Consider the following 19630-nt stretch of genomic DNA (forward strand, 5'->3'; position numbering starts at 1 on the left):
GGCTCTTCGCGGGCATTTGCCGCGAAGAGCCTGTGAACGATCAGAGGCTCTTGTTCGGCCCGATCATCCGCGCCAGCCCGAGGTTTTTCAGGGCCAGTTGCAGCGAGCTGTGGATAACCTGCGGATTGTCGTGGGTCATGGCTTCGTTCAGCAGTTCGCTGGCCTTGCTCAGGTTGACCTGACGCAGCATCCACTTCACTTTCGGCAAGTTGGTGGCGTTCATCGACAGGCTGTCGAAGCCCATCGCCATGAGCAGGATCGCCGCAGCCGGATCACCGGCCATCTCGCCGCAGATACTCACCGGCTTGCCTTCGGCGTGGGCGTCGCGCACCACGGTCTGCAAGGCTTGCAGCACTGCCGGATGGAGGTAGTCGTAGAGGTCGGCGACCCGCGGGTTGTTGCGATCGACCGCCAGCAGGTACTGGGTGAGGTCGTTGGAGCCGACCGAGAGGAAGTCGACCTGACGCGCCAGTTCCTTGGTCTGGTAGACGGCAGCCGGAATCTCCACCATCACGCCAACCGGAGGCATCGGCACGTCGGTGCCTTCGTCACGCACTTCGCCCCAGGCGCGGTGGATCAGGTGCAGGGCCTCTTCCAGCTCGTGAATACCGGAGATCATCGGCAGCAGGATACGCAGGTTGTTCAGGCCCTCGCTGGCCTTGAGCATGGCGCGGGTCTGCACCAGGAAGATTTCCGGGTGGTCGAGGGTGACGCGAATGCCGCGCCAGCCGAGGAAGGGGTTTTCTTCCTTGATCGGGAAGTAGGACAGCGCCTTGTCACCGCCGATGTCCAGCGTGCGCATGGTCACCGGCAGCGGGTGGAAGGCCGCCAACTGCTCGCGGTAGATGGCCAGCTGCTCCTTTTCGCTGGGGAAGCGCTGGTTGATCATGAACGGCACTTCGGTGCGGTACAGGCCGACGCCTTCGGCCCCGCGCTGCTGGGCACGGGCCACATCGGCCAGCAGCCCGGTGTTGACCCACAGCGGCATGCGGTGGCCATCCGGGGTGATGCACGGCAGCTCGCGCAGGGCATCGAGCCCCTGGGCCAGCTGGCGCTCTTCCTCGACCACGTCGCTGTACTGCTTGCGCAGCACATCGCTGGGGTTGGTGTAGGCCTCGCCCTTGTAGCCATCGAGGATCATCTCGATGCCATCGACCTTCGAGTACGGCAGGTCGACCAGGCCCATTACCGTCGGGATACCCATGGCCCGGGCCAGGATCGCCACGTGCGAGTTGCCCGAGCCCAGTACCGACACCAGGCCGACCAGCTTGCCTTCCGGCACTTCGCCGAGCATCGCCGGGGTCAGCTCCTCGCTGACCAGGATGGTGTTGTCGGGGTAGACCAGCGTCTGCGAGCGAGCCTCCTGCAGGTACGCCAGCAGGCGCCGACCGAGGTCCTTGACGTCGGAGGCACGCTCGCGCAGGTAGTCGTCGTCCATCAGTTCGAAGCGGTTGACGTGTTCGCCGACCACCTGGCGCAGCGCGCCCTGGGCCCACTGTCCGGTCTTGATGACTTCGGCCACTTCACCACCGAGGGCGGCGTCTTCGAGCATCATCAGGTACACGTCGAACAACGCGCGCTCTTCGGGGCGCAACTGGGTCGCCAGCTTCGCGGACAGCTTGCGCATGTCGGCGCGCACGCCTTCGAGGGCGTTGTTGAACAGCTTGAGTTCGCCGTCGATGTCTTCGACGGTCTTGTCCGGGACCACTTCCAGGTCGGCCGGCGGCAGCATGACCACGGCGCGACCCACGGCAGCGCCAGGCGAGCCCGGCACGCCGACGAAGCGCGCCTCCTGGATACCCTTGCCCTGGCGCCCCAGGCCACGGATCGAGCCGGTGGCCTCGGCATGGGCGATGACCCCGGCGAGCTGGGCGCTCATGGTCACCAGGAAGGCTTCCTCGCCTTCATCGAACTGGCGCCGTTCCTTCTGCTGGATGACCAGCACCCCGACCACGCGACGGTGGTGGATGATCGGTGCGCCGAGGAAGGACGCGAAGCGTTCCTCGCCGGTTTCGGCGAAGTAGCGGTAGCGCGGGTGGTCGGCGGCGTTTTCCAGGTTCAGCGGTTCTTCGCGGGTCCCGACCAGGCCGACCAGGCCCTCGTTGGGGGCCATGCTGACCTTGCCGATCGAGCGCTTGTTCAGGCCTTCGGTGGCCATCAGCACGAAGCGGTTGGTCTCCGGGTCGAGCAGGTAGACCGAGCAGACCTGGCTGCCCATGGCTTCCTTGACGCGCAAGACAATGATACCCAACGCCGTCTTGAGATCTTTGGCGGAGTTCACTTCCTGGACGATCTTGCGCAGCGTATTGAGCATGGCTCGGGGTCGGACTCCGTCGTCAGTCGCGCGTCAGCAGGCGCGGGGCTAGCTCTTTCAGGGCGCGGCGATACACCTCGCGCTTGAATGTCACCACCTGACCGAGCGGATACCAGTAGCTGACCCAGCGCCAGCCATCGAATTCCGGTTTTCCGGTCAGGTCCATCCGCACCCGCTGTTCGTTGCTCACCAGGCGCAGCAGGAACCACTTCTGCTTCTGGCCGATGCACAGCGGCTGGCTGTGCGTACGGACCAGGCGCTGGGGTAAACGATAACGCAACCAGCCTCGGGTGCAGGCAAGAATTTCCACATCCTCGCGTTCCAGGCCAACTTCTTCGTTCAGCTCGCGGTACAGGGCATCTTCTGGGGTTTCGTCAGGGTTGATGCCACCCTGGGGAAACTGCCAGGCATCCTGGTTGATCCGCCGAGCCCATAGCACCTGCCCGGCATCATTCGTCAGAATGATCCCGACATTGGGGCGAAAACCATCCGGGTCGATCACGGCAGCAACCTCGAAAACGCATGTCACCGCATTGTTCCACAAAGCTTGCGAGCGCAGCAACGCACCCGCCACAGCTTATGTGCAGCGAGGTGAAAACTCCGTATTCTGCGGGACTTCTTCCCGGAGGCTTCTGCGAGATAACCCCATGCGCCTGGCTTTATTCGACCTGGACAATACCCTCCTCGGCGGTGACAGCGATCACGCCTGGGGTGACTACCTGTGTGAACGGGGCATCCTCGACCCCATCGCCTACAAAAACCGCAACGACGCCTTCTACCAGGACTACCTGAACGGCACCCTCGACCTGCAGGCCTACCTGGCCTTCTCCATGGAGATCTTCGCCGCCAGCGAACCTGCCCAGCTCGAGCAGTGGCACCGCGAATTCATGCGCGACTGCATCGAGCCGATCATCCTGCCCAAGGCGCTCGCCCTGCTGCAGCAACACCGCGACGCCGGCGACAAGCTGGTGATCATCACCGCCACCAACCGCTTCGTCACCGCGCCCATCGCCCGCCGCCTGGGCGTGCGCACGCTGCTGGCCACCGAATGCGAGCGCGATGGCGAGCGCTACACCGGGCGTAGCACCGATATACCCTGTTTCCGTGAAGGCAAGGTGACGCGCCTGAAGCGCTGGATGCTGGAGAACGGCTACGACCTGGAAGACAGCTACTTCTACAGCGACTCGCTGAATGACCTGCCGCTGCTGGAGCAGGTGACCCACCCGGTGGCGGTGGACCCGGATCCGAAGCTGCGCGAAGAGGCCGAGCGGCGCGGCTGGCCGGTGGTTTCACTGCGCGACTGAGGCCCTGGCGAGGGCCTCGCAGGTGCATCAGACCGGCTTGGCGCCCATCAATCCTGCAATCGACAGGAAGCACACCCCGCTGAACACCGCCAGCGCCAGGGTCAGGCGCAGCCCGGCAGGTTCGGCCTTGCGCAGGCGGTTCAGCCGCACCAGCAGCCACCACACGGCGAAAGCACCAAGGGTGTAGAGGATGCTGGAGCCAAGCACCCAGGTCTGGCCCAGCGGCCAGCCGACCAGGTGCACCAGCCACCAGCCGGTGAATGGCATGCTCAACAGGCACAGGCCCATCACCAGCCAGACGAACACCAGCGGTCGGCGCAGCAGCTTGGCATAGGCCTCGGTGTCGCCCCGGCGGCGGGCGCGCAGAGTCCAGGTCGCCAGGCCCAGGGCGCCCAGCAACAGCAGGGCGGTGGCGAGGATGTGCAGGGTCTTGAGGGTGGTCAGATGTTCCATCGCGCGGGTCCTTGAAAGACTTTTTCGGCCTCAGCGCGGGACAAGCCCGCGTCTGCAGGTACGCTGTTGCATTCCTGCCAAGCGTAGCCGCTCAACCCATGAACAGCTTGTACGCCGGGTTGTCGGTTTCGTCCCAGTACGGATAGCCGATCTTGGCCAGCGCCTCGGGCAACAGGTGGCGTTCGTCTTCCGGTACCTGCAGCCCGGCTACCACGCGGCCGTCGGCGGCGCCGTGGTTGCGGTAGTGGAACATCGAGATGTTCCAGCGCCCGCCCAGCTTGTTGAGGAAGTTGAACAGCGCGCCCGGCCGCTCGGGGAACTCGAAGCGCAGCACCCGTTCGCCGCTGGCTGCCGCCGAATGGCCGCCGACCATGTGTCGGATATGCAGCTTGGCCAGCTCGTTGTCGGTCAGGTCGGTCACCGGGAAGCCCTGCTCGGTCAGGTGCCGGACCAGCGCAGCGCGCGGGTCGGTCTCCGGGTGGGTCTGCACGCCGACGAAGATGTGCGCTTCCTTGTCGGCATGGTAGCGGTAGTTGAACTCGGTGATCTGGCGCTTGCCGATGGCCTCGCAGAACGCCTTGAAGCTGCCCGGGCGCTCCGGGATGGTCACGGCGATGATCGCCTCGCGCTTCTCGCCCAGTTCGGCGCGCTCGGCCACGTGACGCAGGCGGTCGAAGTTGACGTTGGCCCCCGAGTCGATGGCCACCAGGGTCTGCCCCGAGACGCCGGTCGTTTCGACGTACTTCTTGATGCCTGCCACGCCAAGCGCACCGGCAGGTTCGGTGATCGAGCGGGTATCGTCGTAGATATCCTTGATTGCCGCGCAGATCTCGTCGGTGCTGACGGTGATCACCTCATCGACATGGAGCCTGCAGATATCGAACGTGTGCTGGCCGATCTGCGCCACCGCGACACCATCCGCGAACAGCCCCACCTGCGGCAGCACCACTCGCTCGCCCGCAGCCATGGCCGCCTGCAGGCAGTTGGAGTCGTCCGGCTCGACGCCGATCACCTTGATCTCGGGACGCAGGTACTTCACGTAGGCCGCGATGCCGGCGATCAGGCCGCCGCCGCCAACCGGTACGAAGATCGCGTCCAGGCGGCCCTGGTGCTGGCGCAGGATCTCCATGGCCACGGTGCCCTGCCCGGCGATGGTGTGCGGGTCGTCGTAAGGGTGGATGTAGACGAAGCCCTTTTCCTCGACGAGCTTCAGCGAATAGGCCAACGCCTCGGGGAAGGAGTCGCCATGCAGCACCACCTTGCCACCGCGCGAACGCACGCCCTCGACCTTGATCTCCGGGGTGGTCTTGGGCATCACGATGGTGGCCTTTATGCCCAGCTCGCGGGCGGCCAGGGCCACGCCCTGGGCGTGGTTGCCGGCCGAAGCGGTGACCACGCCGCGTGCCAGTTCCTCGGCGCTCAGCTGCGCCAGCTTGTTGTACGCCCCGCGGATCTTGAAGGAGAACACCGGCTGCAGGTCCTCGCGCTTGAGCAGGATCTGGTTGCCCAGGCGCTTGCTCAGCTGCCCGGCGCTGTGCAGCGGGGTTTCGACGGCGACGTCGTAGACGCGCGAGGTGAGGATCTTCTTGACGTACTGTTCGAGCATCTTGGAAACATCACTGGGCCGCGGGACAAGGGCTGGAAGTCTACCCCAGCGCCCTGTCGGGCGACCACAGCAAAGCCGCCGGACTCGTTATACTAGGCGCCTTCAGAAAACCTCCCGCCCCTCTCGGAGCCCGCATGACCCAGGACCAACTCAAACAGGCCGTCGCCCAGGCCGCTGTCGACTTCATTCTGCCCAAGCTGGATGAAAAGAGCGTCGTCGGCGTCGGCACCGGTTCGACCGCCAACTTCTTCATCGACGCCCTGGCCCAGCACAAGACCGCCTTCGACGGCGCCGTCGCCAGCTCCGAAGCCACCGCACAGCGTCTGAAGGGCCATGGTATCCCGGTCTACGAGCTGAACAGCGTCAGCGAGCTGGAGTTCTACGTCGATGGCGCCGACGAAAGCGATGCGCACCTGAACCTGATCAAAGGCGGCGGCGCGGCCCTGACCCGCGAGAAGATCGTCGCGGCAGTGGCCAAGACCTTCATCTGCATCGCCGACGCGAGCAAGCTGGTGCCAGTGCTCGGCGCCTTCCCGCTGCCGGTCGAGGTGATCCCGATGGCCCGCAGCCACGTGGCCCGCCAACTGGTGAAGCTGGGCGGCGACCCGGTGTACCGCGAAGGCGTGGTGACCGACAACGGCAACGTCATCCTCGACGTGTACAACCTGCAGATCACCAACCCGGTGGAGCTGGAAGCACAGATCAACGCCATCGTCGGCGTGGTGACCAACGGCCTGTTCGCGGCGCGTCCGGCGGATCTGCTGCTGCTGGGGACTTCCGAAGGCGTGAAGAGCCTGAAGGCCGAGTAGGCAGGCCTGCAGGAGCGGGCTTGCCCGCGAAAAAGACACCGCGCTGCCTGGCACGGGCTGCGCCCGTGTTCGCGGGGCAAGTCGGGGCGCCGAACCGCCGCTCCCACAGGAATTGGGCTGGCCTTCAGATTTTGAGCAAGACAGTTGCCCTCACAAAGTACCCCGATGTTCTGGAGGACATCGGGAAACCTGTGAGAGCGGACCAGGCCAGCACTGACACAACAAAGACGACTGTCCCCACAGTGCCCTGAACTTCACCTACTCCGCCGGCTGCCTGAACACATAGAACAGGTTCGGCTCACTCACCAGGTAGATGGTCCCGGCATCGTCCATGGCGATCCCTTCCGCCTGCGGCACCGTCTTCTTCAGGCCCTGATAGCCCTTGCGCAACGACAGGGTGCTCAGCGGTCGCCCCTTCACATCCAGCTCCAGCACCAGCCGTGATTCGTCCGACAGCGCCAGCAGATGCCCGCTGCGTTCATCGAACTGCAGGCTCGACAGGTCGCGCACGAACAACCGTGAATCGCGCTTGCGGTCCTGCACCACATGCACGGCATAGGGCTGCTCCGGATTGTCATGGGGGAAGCCGTGAACCTCGTAGATCAGCATCGGGTCACGCTCCTTGGCGACGAACAGGCGCTTGCCGGCCGAGTCGTAGGCCAGGCCCTCGAAGCCCTTGTTGCCGTTCAGGCCAATGCCCAGGGTGAGCTGTTCGGCGTCGTTGGCATCGAGAAACAGCGTGTCGTCGTCCAGGCGCACACGGATCAGGCGCTGCTGTCGCTCGTCGGTAATCACGTAGCTGTTCGGCCCGACATATTCCACGGCCTCGGGGTCGCCGAAACCGGTCAGCGGTACGCGGCGCAGGATGCGCCCGTCCAGCGACAGCTCGATGAGCTCGGAGCGGGCATTGGTAACGGTGAACAGGGTCTTGCGGTCAGGGTCGTAGGTCAGCGCCGAGACGTCGTCGTCCAGGCCTTCGATGGGCTGCGCCTCGATCATCACCTGGTAGCGGTCCAGGCCGATGCCCTGCTCCACCGGCTGCCACCAGCTCTTGAGGTTGAACCAGCCGCGCTCGAACAGGCGGAACTCGTGGGCCGCCACGCCGAACATCGCCAGTGCGCAGAACATCAGGAGAAACAGAAAGGAACGAAGGTGACGGCGCATGAGCAAGTCTCGACGAAGGATGCCGGATCTAATCATGCATAGCTGAAATAAAGCTTAAGGCCATCACCGCTGGACGCCGACGTTCCTGTCAGTGCTTCTTGAAGCGATAGAACAGTGCAGGCTCGCTGACCATGTACAGGTTGCCCTGATCGTCCATGGTCACGCCCTCGGCCCTGGGAATGCGGCTGCCCAGGCCGTTGAAGGCGCCCAGCAGGGTCATGAAGCTGACCTGCTCGCCCTTCTCGTCCAGTTCCAGCAGCATGTTGGAGTCGGCCGACAGCACCAGCAGATGGCCTGTCCGCGGATCGACGGCCAGGGCCGAAAGGTTGCGCAGATCCAGCTCGTCGCTGGGCAGCGCCTGCTTGCTGCCCCTGAGCGGCCCGCGGCCGTCGGTGGCCCAGGTGTACAGGCGTGGCGGACGTTCTTCGCCGATGACCAGGCGCTGGCGCATCGGGTCCCAGGCGATTGCCTCGAAGCCTTTGTTGCTCTTCACCGACTCGCCCAGGTCGTAGCTGGGGAAGTCCGCGTGATTGAGCGATGTCGTGCTCTTGTCGACCTTCACCAGGGTCAGGTCGTGATTGCGCTCGTCGACGATCGCGATCAGGCCGTCCTCGAGCACGCTCAGGCCTTCAGGATTCTCCCAGCCCACCAGGGGGATCTGGCGCAGTACATCGCCATCGAGCGTGAGCTCGACGAGGAACGGATTCTTGCCCATCACGGCGAACAACGTGCGGGTCTGCGGGTTGAACGACAGGTCGGAGGCTTCGTCGTCGTCCATGCCGGGCAGCGGCTTGGCGTCGATGTCGACCATATAGTCGGGCAGCCACACGCTTTCCATGCGCTCGGCGCTGCTTTCGAAGCGCTCCTTGACCCACAGCAGGCCACGGTCGTCCCAGTGCATCGCCACCGCCACGCCATAGCCGATGACTGCCGCGACGGCCAGGGCCAACGGCCAGCGTCGGTAGAAATGGCGCTTGGGGGAAGCTGGGGCGCTGGAGGGTGCTGACATGCGGGGGTCCTGGGTCAATGGGCGGGGTTCGCGCATTATCCAGATGAGGTGTGAAAAAAACGGTAAAACGCGTGGCCCTCTTAGCCGGTAACCCCCGCTCCCGCAGAACATTGACAAGCTCTGCGGGAGCGGCGATCACCCGCGAAAAGGGTGACGCGCGCTCAGATCAAAGCACCCGGCTTTCGAAGCGGCTGACACCCGGCAGCTCGAGCACCAGCTCGTCCCCGACAGTGAACGGCCCCACGCCGGCAGGCGTGCCGGTGAGAATCACATCACCCGGCTGCAGGGAGAAGTGTGCGGCAATGTGCTGGATGATCGGCACGATGGGGTTGAGCATCATCGCGCTGTTGCCGTCCTGGCGCACTTCACCGTTGATGGTCAGGCGCACCGGGATGTCGGTGACGTCGGCAAAGCTGGAGGCGGCAACGAACGGCGGCAGCACGCAGGCGCCATCGAAGCTCTTGGCCAGCTCCCAGGGCAGGCCCTTCTCCTTGAGCTTGGCCTGCACGTCGCGCAGGGTCAGGTCCAGCGCCGGGGCGTAGCCGGAAATCGCGTCCAGCACCTCCTCGACGGTCGGCTTGGTCGACAGCGGCTTGCCCAGCAGCACCGCGATCTCGGCTTCGTAGTGCACCGAACCGCGCTCGGTCGGGATCTTGAAGCCGCCTTCCAGGGGCACCACGCAGCTGCCGGGCTTGATGAACAACAGCGGCTCGCTGGGGATGGGGTTGTCCAGTTCCTTGGCATGCTCGGCGTAGTTGCGGCCGATGCACACCACCTTGCCCATCGGGAAGTGGATGCGCGTACCGTCTACGTACTGGTGCTGGTAACTCATGGGCCGACTCCTCTGGATACTGCTTTTTTATTCAGGAGCGAAGATCTTACCCGGATTCATGATGCCGTTCGGGTCGAACACCGCCTTTATCGCTTTCATGCAGGCAATTTCATCCGCCGAGCGGCTGTAGCCCAAGTAGTCGCGCTTGGTCATGCCCACGCCGTGCTCGGCGGAAATCGAGCCGTTGTAGCGCTCGACGATCTCGAACACCCACTTGTTGACCTTGGTGCAGGAGGCGAAGAAGTCGTCCTTGCTCATGTGGTCGGGCTTGAGGATGTTCAGGTGCAGGTTGCCATCGCCGATATGGCCGTACCAGACCACTTCGTAGTCCGGGTAGTGCTCGCCGACCACCGCGTCGATGTCGCGCAGGAACGCCGGCACCTTGGAGACGGTGACGGAAATGTCGTTCTTGTAGGGCGTCCAGTGCGAGATGGTCTCGGACAGGTACTCGCGCAGCTTCCACAGGTTCTTCAGCTGCGTCTCGCTCTGGCTCATCACCCCATCGAGCACCCAGCCCTGCTCCACGCAGTGCTCGAAGGTGGCCAGGGCTTCGTTGGCCACGTCCTCGGTGCTGGCCTCGAACTCCAGCAGCGCATAGAAGGGGCATTGCGTGGCGAACGGCGCCGGCACGTCGCCGCGCCCCATGATCCTGGCCAGGCCCTTGTCGGAGAAGAACTCGAAAGCCGTGAGGTCGAGCTTGCCCTGGAAGGCGTGCAGCACCGGCATGATCGAATCGAAGTCCGGCGTGCCGAGCACCATTGCCGTGAGGTTGCGCGGCGCGCGGTCCAGGCGCATGGTCGCCTCGACCACGAAGCCCAGGGTGCCCTCGGCGCCGATGAACAGCTGGCGCAGGTCATAGCCGGTGGCATTCTTGATCAGGTCACGGTTCAGTTCGAGCAGCTCGCCCTTGCCGGTGACGACCTTCAGCCCGGCCACCCAGTTGCGGGTCATGCCGTAGCGAATGACCTTGATCCCGCCGGCATTGGTGCCGATGTTGCCGCCAATCTGGCTGGAGCCGCTGGAAGCGAAGTCCACTGGATAGTACAGGCCCTGTTCTTCGGCGAACTGTTGCAACTGGCGGGTGATCACGCCCGGCTGACAGACCACGGTGCGGTCGAAGGCGTTGAAGCCGAGAATCTGGTTCATCTGGTCGAAGGCCACCACGACCTCGCCATTGGCCGCCACCGCAGCACCCGAAAGCCCGGTACGCCCGCCCGAGGGCACCAGCGCTATCTTGTGACGGTTGGCCCAGCGCACGATGGCCTGGACCTGTTCGACGCTCTTGGGCAGCACGATCGCGCTCGGCGCCGGCGGGTAGTGCTTGGTCCAGTCCTTGCCGTAGGCCTCGAGCGAGGCGGCGTCGGTCAGGACCTTGCCAGGGTCGACCAGGGTCTTCAGCTCATCTAATACCGCAACGTGGATCATCGGCAGAACTCTCGAATGATTCATGGTCACCCTGAGCACTCTTCACCTGTCGGGATAAGCTCAGACGGTGTCGCGTATGCTAGCATAGCCCTCCCGTCGATCGTGCTAAGGCCCGTCGCCGCGCCGCTTTGCCCCCCTCGCCATTTTTTCTCCGGGATACAGGTTTACGCAGATGAGCAAGACTTCTCTCGACAAGAGCAAGATCAGGTTCCTTCTTCTCGAAGGCGTCCACCAGAATGCTGTGGACACCCTCAAGGCTGCCGGGTACACCAACATCGAGTACCTCACTGGCTCACTGCCGGATGCACAGCTGAAGGAAAAGATCGCCGATGCCCACTTCATCGGCATCCGCTCGCGCACCCAGCTGACCGAAGAGGTCTTTGACTGTGCGAAGAAACTGGTCGCGGTCGGCTGCTTCTGCATCGGTACCAACCAGGTCGACCTGGGCGCGGCCCGCGAGCGCGGCATCGCTGTGTTCAACGCACCGTACTCCAACACCCGTTCGGTGGCCGAACTGGTGCTGGCCGAAGCCATCCTGCTGCTGCGCGGCATCCCCGAGAAGAACGCTTCCTGCCACCGTGGCGGCTGGATCAAGAGCGCGGCCAACTCCTTCGAGATCCGCGGCAAGAAGCTCGGCATCGTCGGCTACGGCTCGATCGGCACGCAGCTGTCGGTCCTGGCCGAGAGCCTGGGCATGCAGGTCTACTTCTACGACCCGCTGACCAAGCTGCCGCTGGGCAACGCCACCCAGGTCACCAGCCTCAACGAACTGCTGGGCCTGGCCGACATCGTTTCGCTGCATGTGCCTGAGCTGCCGTCCACCCAGTGGATGATCGGCGAGAAGGAAATCCGCGCGATGAAGAAGGGCTCGATCCTGATCAACGCCGCCCGCGGTACCGTGGTCGAGCTGGACCACCTGGCCAACGCGATCAAGGACAAGCACTTGATCGGCGCCGCCATCGACGTGTTCCCGGTCGAGCCACGCTCGAACGACGACGAGTTCGAAAGCCCGCTGCGTGGCCTGGACAACGTGATCCTGACCCCGCACATCGGTGGTTCGACCGCCGAAGCCCAGGCCAACATCGGCCTGGAAGTGGCCGAGAAGCTGGTCAAGTACAGCGACAACGGCACCTCCGTGTCGTCGGTCAACTTCCCTGAAGTGGCGCTGCCGGCGCACCCGGGCAAGCACCGCCTGCTGCACATCCACGAAAACATCCCGGGCGTGCTCAGCGAGATCAACAAGGTCTTCGCCGAGAACGGCATCAACATCTCCGGTCAGTTCCTGCAGACCGACGAGAAAGTGGGCTACGTGGTGATCGACGTCGACGCCGAGTACTCGGACCTGGCGCAAGAGAAGCTGCAGCACGTCAAGGGCACCATCCGCTCGCGCGTGCTGTTCTGAGCTTGATTGCGGTGTGAAGGAGGGGGGCCCGGGTGGCCTCCCTTTTTTTGTCTGGCTGTCCCGTCCTAAATAAGGTTTACACCTCCCATCCCGAATTTCCGGAGAGTCAGATGGATCAAGGTGTAAAGCGCACACAGCGTGATTACTCGCTGTCTTTTAAATTGGCAGTGGTCGATCAGGTCGAAAAAGGCGAGCTGACCTGCACCCAGGCCCGGGAGCGGTACGGCATCCAAGGAAAATCTACGGTTCTGGTATGGTTGCGTAAGCACGGTCGGCAGGATTGGAGCCAGGGGGCCTCGATCCGCGACGAGAGGAGCTACGCGATGTCTGACCCCAAAACGCTCACTCCAGAGCAGCGAATCAAAGAGCTTGAGCAGCAGCTTGAGCTGATGAGTCAGAAGGCTCAGTTCTTTGAGACGGTCGTTGATGTTCTGAAAAATGACTACGGTGTATCGGTCGTAAAAAAGCGATCCGGCAAGTCCTCACGCAAGGTCAAGTCGCAGGACTGAGCATTGCCAGGGCTTGTCAGTTTCTAGGCATCAGTCGACAGGCATACTACAAGCGCAACCAAGCCGCTGATGACAAAGAGCGCCAGACGGATCGAGTGGTTGAGTTCGTACAGCAAATCCGGATGCGTCAGCCTCGTCTGGGTACACGCAAGCTGCACTATCTGCTGCATTGCCAACCTGACAGACGAGTCCAGGTCGGCCGAGACAGACTTTTCCAGGTCTTGGGTGAGCGCCGCTTGCTAGTGCTCCCTAAGCGGGCGTATCACAAGACAACGCAGAGCTTTCATCGCTTCTATCGTCACCCCAACTTACTCAAGCCCGGGCCAAGCCAGATTGTTCCGACAAGGCCGGAACACGTCTGGGTTGCCGACATTACTTATCTGCCCGCCCGTAACGGCCCGCTGTATCTGAGCCTGGTAACGGATGCGTACTCCAGGAAAATTGTTGGCCACCACGTCCATGAAAGCCTGCATGCCGAGTCAGTGGCGCAAGCCTTCAAGCAGGCCTTACGAAAGCGACGTCGTCGCCAGCCATTGGTCCACCATTCGGATCGAGGCATCCAATACTGCTCGACGCTGTACCAGTCACTGCACCAGCGGCACGACGTTCAGTGCTCCATGACTGATGGGTATGACTGCTATCAGAACGCGCTGGCGGAGCGCATCAACGGAATCCTCAAGACGGAGCTGCTGTTGAGGAGCCCTGAAGATCTTGAGCAGGCGAGGAAGATGGTTGATGAGGCAGTGCAGATCTACAACACAGAACGGCCCCATATGGCCCTAAAAAACAAAACGCCCGATGCGGTGCATCGGGCGTTTTGAGGCCTGTCGGCCTACCTGAACAGGTGTAAACCTATTTCAGGACTAGACAGGCCGGTGATTACCTCCAGACCCCGGCGGTTTTACGCCGAACCCCACCCCAGCCCGCCAGCCCGATAGTCACGACCACCAACCCCGCCGCGACCAGGAACGTCAGGCTGAACGCCCACGCCACCTGCCCATGACCCGCCTGCGCTACATCCGGCGTGCCTGACGCGCGAGCGAACAGCCAGGGCATCAACGACGCCCCCGCCATGAATCCTAGGTTGCGCGACAACCCCAGCAACCCCGACAGCACGCCCCGCTGGGCATCCGCCGCACCCAGCATCACCGCCGTGTTGTTCGCCGCCAGGAACAGCTGGAACCCTGGCGTCAGCAGCACCAGCCCGAGCACATAACCCGCCACCCCGAACCCACGCGGCAGGCTGGCCAGGCACACCAGGCCGATGATCGTCTGCACCAGGCCCAACAGCAGCGCACGACGGGCACCAAGGCGGTCCACCAGGCGTCCCGCCGGCACCCCTGACAGCGCCGCGACCAACGGCCCCACCGCCATCACCAGCCCGACCAGGGCGACGTTCAGGCCCAGCCCGAACGTCAGGAAGAACGGCCCCACCACCAAGGTGCTCATCATCACCGTCGACAGCAACAGGTTCATGGTCAGCGACGTGCGTATGTGTCCATCGCGCAACGGCGCCAGGGACAACAACGACCCAGGCGCTGCCTGACGCGTGGCGACCGGTACAGCCCAGGCCACCAGCAGCCCGCCGCCGACCGCCAGAGCGCCCAGCAGCACGAACGCCGCCCGCCAGCCCAGCCCCTCGATCAACAGGCCGCCCAGCGAAGGGCCCAATGCGGTGCCCAAGGCCGACATCGTGGCGAACAGCCCCATCGCCGAACCGATCCGCGCCTGACCGACCACCTCCCGCGCCATCGACAGCGGCAGGGCCATCAGGATCGCGCCGCCAACACCCTGCACCGCGCGACCGGCGATCAATACGCCCAGCGTCGTCGCCGTCGCGCACAGCAGCGAGGCGAGGCCGAACAGCGCCAGGCCGGCCAGCAGCACCCGGCGGTGGCCATGCACGTCGCCGAGCCGACCGGCAAGCACGATGGTGACGGTGATCGACACCAGGTACGCCAGCACCACCCACTGCACGGAGGCGACCGGTGCGCCGAACGCCTGCGCCAGGGTCGGCAGGGTGACTGTGACGATGCTGATGCCCAAGGCCGCCAGCAACGTCGCCGCTGCCAATGCGCCCAGGGCGGTTGAGGAGGTGTGTTGCAACGAGGTGGCCATAGCGTGCTCCCTTGCCGGAAATACGGGGTGGCACCTACTATGCAACTTGAAGTCAACTTGAGGTCAAGCCATGTCACTCATCGATATTGGCGAGCTGTCCAGGCTCAGTGGCGTCCCGGCATCGGCGCTGCGCTACTACGAGGCAGTAGGGTTGATCCGCTCACGCGCTCGGCACGGGCTGCGTCGGCAATACGGCGAGGAGACGCCCACCCAGCTGGCACTGATCGCCCTGGGCAAGGCGGCGGGGTTCTCGCTGGAGGAGATCAAGGGCATGTTCGGCGAGCATGGCGCGCCGGAGCTGCCACGCCCAACGCTGCTGGCACGGGCCGACGCGCTGGACCAGCAGATCGCGCGCCTGGCCGCGCTGCGCGACACATTGCGGCATGTGGCCGAGTGCCCGGCACCCAGCCATATGCAATGCCCCAAGTTCAGGAAGCTGCTGCGTCAGGCACAGCGCCAGGAGTGACGGGCTGCGTGGCAGGCCCGAGGCATCACTTCACATGCACGGTAATGGTCTTCGACTCGACGCTCGGCTTGAACGGCACGTGGTACTGATCGCCCAGCACCAGTTGCAGGGTGTGCTTGCCCGGGGTCAGGGTGATGGTCGCCTCGGTCTGCGCCTTGCCGAAGTGCAGCACCTGCGGCCCCGCCGGCAGCGGCTGGTTGCCCTCGGGCATCAGGCTGGTGGGCAGCGGCTGGTCGGCCACAGGGGCCTTGTCGACATCCACCAGCAGGTGGTGGTGCCCGGAGTGCGGGGTCTGGTCACCGGCTGGCTTGAGCGCCATGCCCTCGATGCCGAACTTGACGGTGAAGGTCTTGTCGACCGTGGCGCCGTCGGCCGGGGAAACGATGAACACCTTGGCGTCCTTGGGTGGTTCCTGGCTTTTCAGGGCATCCGCGGCACTGGCAAACAGCGAGGCCCCCATCAGCAGAGCGGCAAGGGCAGCGTGCGCAACTGGGCTTTTCATTCACTTCTCCTGTCATTCACTTCAATTGACCGCTATCACTTAAACGAAGCGAGGCGGTACTTCACCATAGTCCACTGGCCGCGCCTGGGGTTCCGGAATGCCAGCATGAAAATTTCGGCCCCGACTCAAACATCCGCACGATGTCGGGGTCATAGGCTGCGTTCGACCGCGGCAAATCAGAAAGCCACGGCGAATGACATTCATCTGCCGGGAAATAAAGGGATATTCATGCGTTTGACCATTGGCCTACTGCTGGCAGTACTCATCAGCCCCCTGGCCCAGGCCGAGCTGATCGACGAAATCAACGACCGGGGTGAGCTGCGCATCGCCGTGCAAGCCGACAATGCGCCCTACGCCTTCAAGGATGACGAACACCTCACCGGTTTCGACATCGAGTTCGGCCAGGAACTGGCGCGAGAGATGGACCTGCGTGCCGAATTCATCGAAGCACCTGCAGACGAAGTGCTGACAGGCGTGGAAAGCGGCACGTACGACATCGCATTGACACCGGCGAGCGAACGATCTGCGACCGAAAGCACGCTGGATGCCAGCCAGGCGTTTGGCGAGAAGAAGCTGGTAATTCCGTTCCAGAAAGATAACCCGGCATTCGAAAGCACGCTGAACAATGCCCTGCAGCGGCTCAAGGACAGCGGGCGGATGGCGGAGCTCGAGCAGAAATGGTTCGAGAAGACTGCGGCGCAGCAGTGATAACGCGTTGTTCTTTTCGCGGGCAAGTCGGAGCGCCGAACTTGCCCGCGAAAAGGACGACACCGAACTACCCGAGTGCCCGCTGCGCCTCGTCCAGCTCCAGCTCGCTGAACACCAGTACCCCTTCCCGACGCAACAGCGCAGCAACGACGCCCTCCCCCGGCACCTTCACCCCGCTGAAACTGCCATCGTAGGTCAGTCGGTTACCGCACGACGGGCTGCCGGACTTGAGCACCGCAACCCGGATCCCGTGCCGGCGCACCAGCGCCAAGGCCTGCCGAGCGCCGCTCAGAAACGCCGCACTGACGTCCTCGCCCGTTACCGTGAGTACCTGCACCTGGCCATCGAGCACCTGGCCACCCTGCCCGCCCTGGATCTCGGCGGCCGGTCGCGGCGTCGGCAAGCCACCGGCCACCTCCGGGCACAAGGGCACCACGCGCCCTTCGGCCTGCCAGCGCTTGAGCAGATCGGGATGGCCACTGTCGCGCCCGTCGTAACGCACCGGCTGCCCCAGCAGGCAGGCGCTGACCAGTATCCTGGATGACTCAGAAGGGATCATTGCCACGGCGCCGAAACCAGCCCGTCAGCGACAGGCGTTCGCGATGGGCAGGAAGGACTTCGTGGGGCACCTCGCCAGACAGGAACACCACCAGGCTGCCCGCCTCGGGCTGGACGTCATGCTCGACATCGCCGGCGAGGAACATGCGCAACTGCCCACCTTCTTCCGGCTGCCAGCGCTCATTGAGGTAGAGCACCACCGACACCATGCGCCGGTCGTCGTCGCGAAAACGGTCCAGATGGCGACGGTAGAAGGCGCCCGGCGGATACAGGGCAAAATGGCACTCGAAGTCCTCGAGCCCCAGGAACAACCCCCGGTTGATCGCCTGGCGCAAGCTGTCCATGACCGCCAGATAGCGGTCGCAGGCCTCGGCCTGGCCCGGGTCGATCCACTGGATCTGGTCGCCGCGGATCGCCTCGCGCACCTCCTGGGCCGCACCCCGGCCGACACCGGCGGGGTTCAGTTCGCCTTCGACGTGCCGGCGCCGGCATTCGGCAGCCAACGCGCGCGCCAGCTCGCCCGGGAGGAATAGCGCCTGCTGCGACCAGCCACGGGTGGCCAGGTCGTCGACGATGGGCGACAGCAGCGGATGTTCAGGAGATATGTGCATGGCGCGCATCATATCCATTAGCCCTGGGCGCGGACAGCGCCACTTGGCCGAGAAGCGCGCTGATATCTCGACAAAGGCCTGTCGTGCCACGGACAATAGCGGCCTGCCGACAGGAGTCCTGAATGCGCCGTTTGTTTTCCCTGCTTGTGCTGATGATCTGCACCATGCCTGTCTGGGCAGACAGCCTCGACCAGTTGTACAAGGCCGCCGGCTGGCCCGACCAGCGCGCCCACTTCAATGACGCCATCGGTGCCGCCCAGCAGCGCTACCGCAACAGCCTGCCGCCTGCGGTTTACCAGGCACTGGTCAACAACAGCAACCAGCGCTTCCAGGCGCAGGCGATGGACCAGCGCGCCCTGGCCCAGTTGCGCGCCAACCTGAAGAACCCGGGCCCGGCGCTGGCATTCTTCCAGTCGCCGCTGGGGCGCAAGGTGGTCGCCGCCGAGCTGCTGGCCACGCGCAAGGACCAACTGGCCAAGAATGCCAAGGGCCTGCCGAAAATCCAGGCCAGCGACAACCGTCTGCTGGCCATCGGTCACCTGGCCCAGGCCCTGCCTGCACGCGAGGCCGGCGCCGAGGTCAGCCTGGCGATCGCCGGCGTTGCCGCCGACAGCCTCAGTTCGATGATCCCCGGACTGTTCGGCAGCGGTCAGGCCCAGGGCCTGCTCGATGGCCAGCGCCAGCGCTTGATGAACGAGATCGGCGAAGACCTGAACAACACGCTGTTGTATGTCTACCGCGACCTGTCCGACGACGAACTGGAAGCCTTCGCCACCTTCGCCGAATCCGCCGAGGGCAAGGCCTACTACGACGCTGCGCTGGCGGCGGTACGGGCAGGGCTGGCAGTGGGTCAGAGCAGCGCCAACCTCAAGTGACCAGACGCTGGTCGATGAACGCGAAGTAGCGCTGGCGGATGGCCGGCAGTTCATTGGCCAGGTGATGCCGCGCTTCGGGCAGCAGGAGAATCTGCGGCTCGGCGAATTTCTCCTGCAGCACCTTGAGGTTGTACGGCCAGTCCACCGTGCCGTCCGCCTCGCCCTGCACGATCAGCGGCTGACGCGGGCTTCGCGGCGCCGCCTCGATGCGCTTGACCCAGGCCATCAGCGCCCCCACCCAGGCCGTCGGCAGGCGACGTGGCTGCAGCGGGTCGGCTTCGAGGAAGGCGAGAAACGCCGGATCGTTGGTGTTGGCACTGAAGCGTCGCTCGATGCCATCGACGAAATGGCGCAGCACCCGATAGCTCAGCTTCGACCAGTGCCAGGCCCGTGGCCGCACCAGCGGCGCCAGCAGGATCACCTCGCCGTCGGCCGGGCTCTGCGCGCCGCGATGCAGCAGGTGATCGACCACGATGGCGCCACCTGTGCTTTGCCCGCACAGGTGCCAGGGCCGTGGCAGGTCCAAAGCATGGGCCTGCTCGAACAGGGCATCGAGCACCTGCTGGTAGATAGCGAAATCAGCGATGCTGGCACGCTCGCCGCTGGACAGCCCGTGGCCGGGCAGGTCGCAGCTGATTACCGCGAACCCCTGCCGCAGTGCCCAGGCGATCACATGGCGGTACAGGCCCATGTGGTCGTAGTAGCCATGCAGCAGAAACAGCGTCGCCACCGGCGCCTGCGGCTGCCACACCTGCCCCACCACATCGAAGCCAGCCACCCCGAAGCCACCCAGCCAGCGCTGTACCGGCAAGTCCAGCCCGTAGAAACGCTGGTAGTCGAGGGCCTGGGTCGACAGTGGCTGGTGCGCCGTCAGCGGGGCAAGGCTGGTGCGCAGCAGGTCGGGGTGAAAGGGTGACGGCATGGGTACATCCAGAATGGCGCGAGTATTGATCTGCGATATTCAG

20 protein-coding genes are annotated in these 19630 nt (G+C 64.3%); 7 read left to right on the forward strand and 13 right to left on the reverse strand.

Annotation, left to right across the window (positions count from 1 at the left end; genetic code table 11):
• Positions 1–40 precede the first annotated feature (40 nt).
• Both ptsP and AC1TXO_RS25705 read right to left on the reverse strand, forming a co-directional pair.
• Positions 41–2314, reverse strand: coding sequence for a phosphoenolpyruvate--protein phosphotransferase (gene ptsP / locus AC1TXO_RS25700; protein WP_486404317.1), 2274 nt, complete (start codon positions 2312–2314; stop codon positions 41–43).
• Positions 2315–2336: 22 nt separating this feature from the next.
• A complete protein-coding gene (locus tag AC1TXO_RS25705) occupies positions 2337–2816 on the reverse strand; it encodes an RNA pyrophosphohydrolase (protein ID WP_029614755.1) in 480 nt (159 codons plus the stop codon).
• 145 nt (positions 2817–2961) lie between these two features.
• Between AC1TXO_RS25705 and AC1TXO_RS25710 the strand changes: the two genes are divergently transcribed.
• Positions 2962–3618, forward strand: a complete 657-nt coding sequence (locus AC1TXO_RS25710) for a histidinol-phosphatase (RefSeq protein ID WP_486404318.1) — start codon at positions 2962–2964, stop codon at positions 3616–3618.
• Positions 3619–3645: 27 nt separating this feature from the next.
• Here AC1TXO_RS25710 and AC1TXO_RS25715 read toward each other — a convergent pair whose 3' ends face one another.
• Positions 3646–4071, reverse strand: coding sequence for a DUF2269 domain-containing protein (locus tag AC1TXO_RS25715; protein WP_486404319.1), 426 nt, complete (start codon positions 4069–4071; stop codon positions 3646–3648).
• A 91-nt stretch (positions 4072–4162) separates the two neighbouring features.
• Positions 4163–5677 (reverse strand): threonine ammonia-lyase, biosynthetic, encoded by a 1515-nt coding sequence (gene ilvA, locus AC1TXO_RS25720; RefSeq protein ID WP_486404320.1) that lies wholly within the window; start codon positions 5675–5677, stop codon positions 4163–4165.
• Between the two features lie 134 nt (positions 5678–5811).
• Here ilvA and rpiA point away from each other — a divergent pair, with 134 nt between their 5' ends.
• Positions 5812–6486 carry a ribose-5-phosphate isomerase RpiA gene (rpiA, locus tag AC1TXO_RS25725; protein WP_008093229.1) on the forward strand — a complete coding sequence of 225 codons (675 nt, stop codon included), beginning with the start codon at positions 5812–5814 and terminating at the stop codon, positions 6484–6486.
• A gap of 258 nt (positions 6487–6744) precedes the next feature.
• On the opposite strand, the gene AC1TXO_RS25730 is transcribed toward rpiA, so the two are convergent.
• The 4 genes from AC1TXO_RS25730 to AC1TXO_RS25745 all read right to left on the reverse strand — a co-directional run bounded on the left by AC1TXO_RS25730 (position 6745) and on the right by AC1TXO_RS25745 (position 10916).
• Positions 6745–7650: an SdiA-regulated domain-containing protein gene (locus tag AC1TXO_RS25730; RefSeq protein WP_486404321.1), complete on the reverse strand. Its 906-nt coding sequence runs from the start codon at positions 7648–7650 to the stop codon at positions 6745–6747.
• 88 nt (positions 7651–7738) lie between these two features.
• Positions 7739–8659: an SdiA-regulated domain-containing protein gene (locus tag AC1TXO_RS25735; RefSeq protein WP_486404322.1), complete on the reverse strand. Its 921-nt coding sequence runs from the start codon at positions 8657–8659 to the stop codon at positions 7739–7741.
• A 166-nt stretch (positions 8660–8825) separates the two neighbouring features.
• A complete protein-coding gene (locus tag AC1TXO_RS25740; protein WP_486404323.1) occupies positions 8826–9491 on the reverse strand; it encodes a fumarylacetoacetate hydrolase family protein in 666 nt (221 codons plus the stop codon).
• A gap of 27 nt (positions 9492–9518) precedes the next feature.
• Positions 9519–10916, reverse strand: a complete 1398-nt coding sequence (locus tag AC1TXO_RS25745; RefSeq protein WP_486406917.1) for an FAD-binding oxidoreductase — start codon at positions 10914–10916, stop codon at positions 9519–9521.
• 172 nt (positions 10917–11088) lie between these two features.
• Between AC1TXO_RS25745 and serA the strand changes: the two genes are divergently transcribed.
• On the forward strand, positions 11089–12318 hold the full coding sequence (gene serA, locus AC1TXO_RS25750; protein ID WP_486404324.1) for a phosphoglycerate dehydrogenase: 1230 nt from the start codon (positions 11089–11091) through the stop codon (positions 12316–12318).
• A 110-nt stretch (positions 12319–12428) separates the two neighbouring features.
• Positions 12429–13648 (forward strand): IS3 family transposase gene (locus tag AC1TXO_RS25755; protein ID WP_486404325.1). Its coding sequence is split into 2 segments (ribosomal slippage): positions 12429–12777 and positions 12777–13648, totalling 1221 coding nucleotides; the frame shifts between segments, so codons are not numbered across the junction.
• Positions 13649–13706: 58 nt separating this feature from the next.
• On the opposite strand, the gene AC1TXO_RS25760 is transcribed toward AC1TXO_RS25755, so the two are convergent.
• Entirely contained in the window at positions 13707–14945 is a 1239-nt protein-coding gene (locus AC1TXO_RS25760) for an MFS transporter (RefSeq protein ID WP_486404326.1), read from the reverse strand.
• A 70-nt stretch (positions 14946–15015) separates the two neighbouring features.
• On the opposite strand from AC1TXO_RS25760, the gene AC1TXO_RS25765 reads away from it, so the two are divergent.
• A complete protein-coding gene (locus AC1TXO_RS25765; RefSeq protein ID WP_486404327.1) occupies positions 15016–15411 on the forward strand; it encodes a helix-turn-helix domain-containing protein in 396 nt (131 codons plus the stop codon).
• Between the two features lie 25 nt (positions 15412–15436).
• Here the strand turns inward: AC1TXO_RS25765 and AC1TXO_RS25770 are convergent, their stop codons facing one another.
• On the reverse strand, positions 15437–15913 hold the full coding sequence (locus AC1TXO_RS25770; protein WP_486404328.1) for a DUF4399 domain-containing protein: 477 nt from the start codon (positions 15911–15913) through the stop codon (positions 15437–15439).
• 228 nt (positions 15914–16141) lie between these two features.
• Between AC1TXO_RS25770 and AC1TXO_RS25775 the strand changes: the two genes are divergently transcribed.
• Positions 16142–16621, forward strand: a complete 480-nt coding sequence (locus tag AC1TXO_RS25775) for a substrate-binding periplasmic protein (protein WP_486404329.1) — start codon at positions 16142–16144, stop codon at positions 16619–16621.
• Positions 16622–16688: 67 nt separating this feature from the next.
• Here AC1TXO_RS25775 and AC1TXO_RS25780 read toward each other — a convergent pair whose 3' ends face one another.
• Positions 16689–17180, reverse strand: a complete 492-nt coding sequence (locus AC1TXO_RS25780) for a 2-thiouracil desulfurase family protein (protein ID WP_486404330.1) — start codon at positions 17178–17180, stop codon at positions 16689–16691.
• The gene (locus tag AC1TXO_RS25785) at positions 17167–17799 is read right to left on the reverse strand and encodes a 2OG-Fe(II) oxygenase (protein ID WP_486406918.1); all 633 of its coding nucleotides are present in this window, start codon (positions 17797–17799) and stop codon (positions 17167–17169) included. Before AC1TXO_RS25785 ends, AC1TXO_RS25780 begins: the two co-directional genes overlap by 14 nt.
• Positions 17800–17912: 113 nt before the next feature.
• Here AC1TXO_RS25785 and AC1TXO_RS25790 point away from each other — a divergent pair, with 113 nt between their 5' ends.
• Positions 17913–18665 carry a DUF2059 domain-containing protein gene (locus AC1TXO_RS25790; protein WP_486404331.1) on the forward strand — a complete coding sequence of 251 codons (753 nt, stop codon included), beginning with the start codon at positions 17913–17915 and terminating at the stop codon, positions 18663–18665.
• On the opposite strand, the gene bipL is transcribed toward AC1TXO_RS25790, so the two are convergent.
• Positions 18658–19587, reverse strand: a complete 930-nt coding sequence (gene bipL / locus AC1TXO_RS25795) for a phospholipase BipL (RefSeq protein WP_486404332.1) — start codon at positions 19585–19587, stop codon at positions 18658–18660. The genes AC1TXO_RS25790 and bipL overlap by 8 nt on opposite strands.
• Between the last annotated feature and the right edge of the window lie 43 nt (positions 19588–19630).

The sequence above is a fragment of the Pseudomonas sp. FA117 genome, assembly GCF_057370475.1.